Genomic DNA, 852 nt, shown 5'->3' on the forward strand with positions numbered 1-852 from the left:
CGGGAGGGCGGCAACCGTCTGCAGCTGCGTCGTGCCTTCGTAAATGGAGGTGATACGAGCGTCGCGGTAGAGGCGCTGGCAGGCGTATTCGAGCATGTAGCCGGAACCGCCGTGAACCTGGATGCTGTCGTAGGCGTTCAGATTCGCGTATTCGGAGTTCATGCCCTTGGCCAAAGGCGTGCAGGCACTGGCGAGCTTCTGGTAGAGCTTGAGTTCTGCCTTCTCCTCGTCGGTGAGCTTGCGGGTGCGCTCGATGTCCTCGAGGCCCTTGTAGATGTCCACGTAGCGGGCTGTCTGGTACAACAGTGCGCGGCCTGCGTCGAGGCGTGCCTTGATGTTGGAAATCATCTCGTAGACGGCCGGGAAGTTCACGATGGCCTGGCCGAACTGCTTGCGGTCCTTGGCATAGGCGAGAGCTTCGTTGTAGGCCATCTGGCTGATACCCACGGACTGAGCGGCAATGCCGAGGCGTGCGCCGTTCATGAGGGCCATCACGTACTTGATGAGACCGAACTTGCGGCGGCCGCAGAGTTCAGCCTTGGCGTTCTTGTAGACAAGTTCGCAAGTCGGGCTTCCGTGGATGCCGAGCTTGTTCTCGATGCGGCGCACGTTCACGCCACCGTCGCGCTTGTCGTAGATGAACATCGAAAGGCCGCGGCCGTCGTGGGTGCCTTCTTCGGAGCGGGCGAGCACCAGGTGAATGTCGGAGTCGCCGTTGGTGATGAAGCGCTTCACGCCGTTCAGGTACCAGCACTTGTCGGCTTCGCTGTAGGTGGCCTTGAGCATCACGCGCTGCAGGTCGGAACCGGCATCGGGTTCGGTCAAGTCCATCGACATCGTCTCGCCGGCGCA

General features: G+C 61.4%; 1 protein-coding gene. It reads right to left on the reverse strand.

The window, feature by feature from the left end:
* Positions 1-852 (reverse strand): acyl-CoA dehydrogenase family protein (locus tag B4B27_RS08885; RefSeq protein ID WP_290725767.1); only part of this gene is annotated, 852 nt, incomplete at both ends.

The organism is Fibrobacter sp. UBA2449 (genome assembly GCF_002342555.1).
GTDB lineage: Bacteria > Fibrobacterota > Fibrobacteria > Fibrobacterales > Fibrobacteraceae > Fibrobacter.